Below are 232 nucleotides of genomic sequence, written 5' to 3' on the forward strand. Positions count from 1 at the left end.
TTGCAGCCCTTGTTCGGCCTGACGCGCCAACAGCCCGTCGTCACTGCTGACAATCGCTACGTCACCGGCGTAGGGTGCGGCTTCGCGCAGCAAGCCTTGCAGCCGCAGTTGATCCTGGGGCGTCAGTACATTGCGCTGGGCACTGACCAGCAACCGCGGCTGCGCCGGGTCAGCCAGGTCGATGCGATGAAACGCCAGGTGCGGCTCCTGCTCCAGCAACAAGGCCTCCAGC

At 65.5% G+C, this 232-nt stretch carries 1 protein-coding gene; it reads right to left on the reverse strand.

Annotation, left to right across the window (positions count from 1 at the left end; all coding sequences use genetic code 11):
- Positions 1–232 (reverse strand): PrgH/EprH family type III secretion apparatus protein (locus AAEZ05_RS30415; RefSeq protein WP_350650409.1); only part of this gene is annotated, 232 nt, incomplete at both ends.

The organism is Pseudomonas sp. HY13-MNA-CIBAN-0226 (assembly GCF_040310305.1).
GTDB lineage: Bacteria > Pseudomonadota > Gammaproteobacteria > Pseudomonadales > Pseudomonadaceae > Aquipseudomonas > Aquipseudomonas gregormendelii.